The organism is Nocardia sp. alder85J (assembly GCF_020176955.2).
In the GTDB taxonomy this organism is placed as follows: Bacteria; Actinomycetota; Actinomycetes; order Mycobacteriales; family Mycobacteriaceae; genus Nocardia.
On sequence record NZ_JAIUCZ020000023.1, the window covers coordinates 22,223 to 28,222 of the forward strand.

At 70.5% G+C, this 6,000-nt stretch carries 1 protein-coding gene (running past one end of the window); it reads left to right on the forward strand.

Annotated elements, in window-relative coordinates; genetic code table 11:
* Positions 1-5,978: part of a non-ribosomal peptide synthase/polyketide synthase coding region (locus LBW94_RS43795; RefSeq protein ID WP_416277070.1), annotated on the forward strand (this coding region is incomplete at its 5' end). Its footprint begins 22,222 nt before the window's first position; the window shows 5,978 of its 28,200 annotated nt.
* Between the last annotated feature and the right edge of the window lie 22 nt (positions 5,979-6,000).

Consider the following 6,000-nt stretch of genomic DNA (forward strand, 5'->3'; position numbering starts at 1 on the left):
AGTTGGATGGCTTGGTGGGGATGTTCGTGAATACGCTGGTGTTGCGGTCGCAGGTGGAGGGGGGCCGGTCGTTCGAGGAGTTGCTGGCGGCGACGAAGGAGGGGGATCTGGCGGCGTTCGCGCATGCGGATATCCCGTTCGAGCGGTTGGTGGAGTTGGTGAATCCGGAGCGGTCCACCGCGCGGCATCCGTTGTTCCAGGTGGCGTTGTCCTTCGAGAACCTGCCGGAGAGCAGCTTCGAACTACCCGGATTGCGGGTCAGTGCGGTCGATTTCGATGTCGAGACCGCGAAATTCGATCTGTCGCTGACGATCCGGGAATCGAACGACGGTGAGAACGGCATGTACGCCGAATTCGCCTTCGCCCGTGACCTGTTCGACCAGGCGACCGTGGAGGTGTTCGCGCAGCGATTCACCCGGCTGCTGGAGGGCATCGTCACACAGCCGGAGATCCCGGTCGGCGACCTGCCGCTGTTGACGGACGACGAGTACCGCCTGCTGACCCAGGTGCACGGTGACGACGTCATGGCCACCGGCCTGCTGCCGCAGCTGATGACCGAGGGTCTGCGGCTGGGCCGTGATCGTGTTGCGGTGCGGTACAGCGGTCGTTCGGTGACCTATGGTGAGCTCGATGACCGGTCCTCGCGGTTGGCGCGGGTGCTGATCGGTCGTGGGGTGGGTCCGGAGAAGCTGGTCGCGGTGTCGCTGCCGCGTTCGTTCGAGATGGTGCTGGCGGTGCTGGCGATCACCAAGGCCGGTGGCGCGCACGTCCCGGTCGACCCGGCCTACCCCGGGGACCGGGTGCGGCACATGCTCACCGACTCCGCCGCGGTACTGGGTATCACCGCCGGCGCCTATGTCGGCGGGCTGCCCGCGGACGTGGACTGGCTGGTCCTCGACGACCCGGCCACCGACATCGCCTGCGCCGCACAGTCCGCGGCCGCGGTGACCGACGCGGACCGGATCACCGCGTTGCGGATGACCCATCCGGCGTATGTGATCTACACCTCGGGGTCGACCGGGAAACCCAAGGGTGTCACCGTCACCCACGCCGGTATCGGTGGCCTCGCCGATGTCGCGACGGGGTTGTACGGGCTGGAACCGCATCACCGGTTCCTGCACATCTGCTCGCCGAGTTTCGATCCGTCGGTGCTGGAATGGGTGTGCGCGTTCTATATCGGTGCGACCCTGGTCATCGCACCCCCGGAGATCATCGGCGGCCCCGACCTGGCGCAGTTGCTGCGTCGTGAGCAGGTCACCCACACCATCATCACCCCGGCGGTGCTGGGCACCATGGACCCCGGCGACCAGGCCCAGCTACTGGTCACCTCCGTCGGTGGTGACGTCACCACCCCGGAACTGCTGGCCAAGTGGCAGCCCGGCCGCCGGTACTTCAACGCGTACGGGCCCACGGAAACCACGATCATCTCCACCTACGCCCGCCTGTATCCCGGGGACCACATCACCGTCGGCACCCCCGTGCACGGCATGTCCGCGCTGGTGCTGGACAACCGCCTCAACCCGGTACCCCCGGGGGTGGCAGGCGAGTTGTACCTCGCCGGCGGCGCGGTCGCCCGCGGCTACCGCGGGGCCCACGGCCTCACCGCCGAACGATTCCTCGCGAACCCCTTCGGCGCTCCGGGCGCCCGCATGTACCGCACCGGCGATATCGTCCGCTGGCACGCGACAGCCGAACGCGACGACGCGGGGCGCCTCACCGGTGACACCGCGTGGGAGCTGGATTATGTGGGGCGCAGTGACTTCCAGGTGAAGATCCGCGGGTTCCGCATCGAACTCGGTGAGATCGACGCGGTCCTCACCCGCCACCCCGACGTCGACTTCGCCTTCACCATGGGCCGCGACACCACCGCCGGAGCCACCATCCTGGCCTCCTACGTCACACCCGTCACCGGGCACACGATCGACACCGTCGCGCTCACCGAGCACGTCGCCACGATCCTGCCCCCGCACATGGTCCCCGCCGCGATCACCGTCCTCGACCAGATCCCGCTGACCCCGGTCGGCAAACTCGACCGCCGCGCCCTGCCCGAACCCGTCCTCGCCCCCCGCGAGTACCGGGCCCCGGCCACCGAGATCGAAACCATCCTCGCCGAGGTCTTCACCGAAGTCCTCGGCACCGACCAGATCGGGCTCGACGACTCCTTCTTCGCCCTCGGCGGCGACTCCATCCTGTCCATCCAACTCGTCTCCCGCGCCAAAACCCGCGGCATCCGCATCACCCCCCGCGACGTCTTCGAACGACGCAGCATCGCCGCACTGGCCGAGATCGCCACGCGCGGTGACGAATCGGTGCAGCGGACGCTGGCGGAACTGCCCGGCGGCGGTGTCGGCGACATCCCGCTGACGCCGATCCTGGCGCAGATCCTCGCCGACGGCTCGTCGTACCAGCGGTTCTCGCAGACCATGGCGCTGCGGGTGCCGGCGGGCATCGACCGGCCGACGCTGGTCGCGACCCTCGCGGCCGTGATCGACCATCACGACGCGTTGCGAGCCCGACTGCGCGGCAACGGCACCGACGGCTGGACCTTCGAGACCCTGCCGGTCGGCGCGATCGACGTCGACGCGCTGGTGCGGCGGGTGGACCTGCCCGCCGACATCGAGGACGCCGACCTGTCGCGGCGGGCCGGCGCCGAATACGATGCGGCGCTCGGGCGGCTGGATCCGGCGAATGCGGTGATGCTGCAATTCGTCTGGTTCGCCTTCGAGGGCGAGCGGCGGGATGTGCTGCTGGTCGTCGGTCACCACTTCGTGATCGACGGCGTCTCCTGGCGCATCCTGATCCCGGACTTCGCGATCGCCTGGTCGCAGCTGGCCGCGGGACAGCCGGTCACCCTGCAACCCACCGGAACCTCGCTGCGCCGCTGGGCACATGCCCTGGTCGACGCGGCGGCGGAACCGGCTCGGGTCGCGGAACTTCCCTTCTGGCAGCAGGTTTCGCAGACCCCGGACCCGCTGCTGGGCAGCCGGGCCTTCGACCCGGCCGTGGACACCTTCGCCACCGTCGACCGGGTCCAGGTGACCCTGTCCGCGGCGGTGACCGACGCGGTGCTGACCGCGATCCCGGGCCTGTACCGCGGTGGCGTCAACGACGGCCTGCTGTCGGCGCTGGCGCTGGCCACCAGCCGGTGGCGCGGTGACACCACCGGTGGCGCGACGCTGGTCAAGCTCGAGGGACACGGCCGTGAGGAGGAGGTCGTCCCCGGGGCCGACCTGTCCCGCACGGTCGGCTGGTTCACCAGCGCTTACCCGGTCCGGCTGGACCTGACCGGCGCCGACCTCGACGACGCGTTCGCCGGTGGCAAGACGCTCGGCGACATCGTGAAGGCGGTGAAGGAACAGCTGCTCGCCGTGCCGGACAAGGGGCTCGGCTACGGCATGCTGCGCGAGCTGAATCCGCAGACCGCGCACTCGCTCGGCGCGACGGGGCAGATCGGCTTCAACTACCTGGGCCGGGTCTCCACCGGTGCGGGGACCGACGAGATGTCCGCGCAGCTGGCCGAACTGGGCTGGGTGCCGGTGGCGGATCTGGGGCAGCTGGACGCCGACATGGATCCGGACATGCCCGCCAACGCGACGATCGATATCAACGCGATCGTCACCGACGGCGCGGACGGCCCGGAGCTGGGCGCCTCGTTCGCCTTCCCGACCGGCCTGCTGACCCGCGAACGCGTGCAGGAGTTCGCCGATGCCTGGGTGGCGGCGCTGACCGCGCTGGCCGCGCACGCGCGGCGTCCCGGCGCGGGCGGGCGGACCCCCTCGGATCTGCCGCTGGTGCCGGTCACCCAGTCGGACATCGACGAGTGGGAGCGGACCTACCCGGCGCTGACCGATGTCTGGCCGCTGTCGCCGTTGCAGTCCGGCCTGCTGTTCCACGCCCAGCTGACCCAGTCGACCGTCGACGTCTACACCATGCAGGCGGTCGTCGACCTCGGCGGCACCCTGGACGTGGCCCGGCTGCGGGTGGCGGCGCAGCGCCTGCTGGACCGCTACCCGAACCTGCGCACCGCCTTCGTCACCGATTCCGACGGGCGGCCCGCGCAGGTGGTGCTGGATCGCATCGAGGCGCCGTGGCAGGAGGTCGACCTCGCGGATCTGCCCGCGGCCGAACGGCTTCCGGAATTGCAGCGGCAGGTCGAGGCCGACCGGGCGCGGCACTTCGACCTGGCCGTCGCGCCGCAAATGCGATTCACGCTGTACCGCAGCGGATCCGAGCAGTGGCACCTGGCCATCACCACCCATCACATCCTGCTCGACGGCTGGTCGATGCCGCTGCTGATGCGGGACATGCTGGTGCTGTACGCGGTGCACGGTGATCAGGCCGCGCTGCCGCGGGTGGCCTCGTACCGCAGCTTCCTGAGCTGGCTGGCCGGCCGGGATCGGCAGGAGTCGCTGCGGGCGTGGTCGAACGCGCTCGCCGGGGTGGACGAGCCGACGGTGCTGGCCCCGCAGCCGCGGACCGCCGAGCACTACGAGACCGGCAAGGTGTCGGTCGAACTCGACGTGGATCGCACCCGCCGGATCGCCAAGCACGCCGCCGAACTCGGCGTCACGGTGAACACGCTGGTGCAGGCCGCCTGGGGTGTCTTGCTCAGCCGGCTCACCGGCCGGGACAACGTGGTGTTCGGTGCCACCGTGTCCGGCCGCCCGGCCGAACTGCCGGGTGTGGAGTCCATGGTGGGCCTGTTCATCAACACGCTGCCGGTGCGGGTGCGGGTGGACGACCGGCGGCCGGTCGCCGATCTGCTGCAGCGGTTGCAGCACGAACAGGCCGATCTGCTGGAGCACCACCACGTCGGGCTCACCGAGATCCAGCGGATCGCCGGCGCGGGAGCGCAATTCGACACCCTGCTGGTGTTCGAGTCGTATCCGATGGACAAGGACGCGATCGCCGCGGCCAGCTCCATCGACGGCATGTCGGTGACCGGGGTGGGCGTCAACGACGGCACCCACTACCCGCTGACGCTGCTGGTCACCGCCGACACCTCGATCGAGCTGACCTGGAAGTACCTGAGCAGCCGGTTCACCGAGGAGGAGGTGCGGACCCTGGCGGCCCGGACCGTCCGGGTGCTGGAGGCGCTGCTCGCCGATCCGGAGACCCCGGTCGGCGAGATCGACATCCTCGATCACGCCGAGCGGGCCCGCATCCTGGTGGAATCCGGGGTCGCGGGCGCGGAGACCGCGCCGGAATCGGTCCGGGTGGGCGCGCGCACGGTGGCGAAGGCGCTGGCGGCCGTCGTCGAGGAGGATCCGCAGGCGCCGGCGCTGCTGGCGCCGGGCGAGTACAGCGGCGGTACCGAGATCGCCTACAGCACCGTCGATTCCCGGTCCTCGCAGCTGGCCCGGGTACTGATCGGCCGCGGTGTCGGCCCCGGCGACGTGGTGGCCGTCGCGCTGCCCCGATCGCTGGACGCGACCGTGGCGCTGTGGGCGGTGCAGAAGGCCGGCGCCGCCGCGCTGTTCGCGAACGGGCTGTCCTTCGGCGAGATCATCGCCGCCGGGGCCGGTTTCGGCATCACGCTGGAACCGGCGGCCAGTTCGGCGCGCTGGCTGGTGCCCAGCGATCCGAAGGTGCAGGCGGAACTGGCCGCGGCCCCGCAACATCCGGTCTCCTACGCCGACCGGGTGCGCCCGCTGCACGAGGACCATCCGGCCTTCGTGGTGCGCGATCCGGACGGGTCCTGGCTGACGCTGTCCCAGGAACAGGCGCTGGACCGGGCCGACGCGTTGCGGGCGGAGTACGGCATCGACTACGAATCGACCACGTACACCACCGAATCCGCGGGCCCGGCCGCGCTGGCCGAATTCCTCGCGGCCGCCACCGCGGGTGCGCTGTCGGTCCTGCCCGACGGTGAGGTCGCCGACGATCTGGCCGAGGGCGAGGTCACCCACTGGTTCGCCGCGCGCGGTGAATCGACCGTGACGGCGGGTCCGGACGTCCGGGTGGTCCTCGCGGACTAGGTATTCCGGCACGACGGCACGG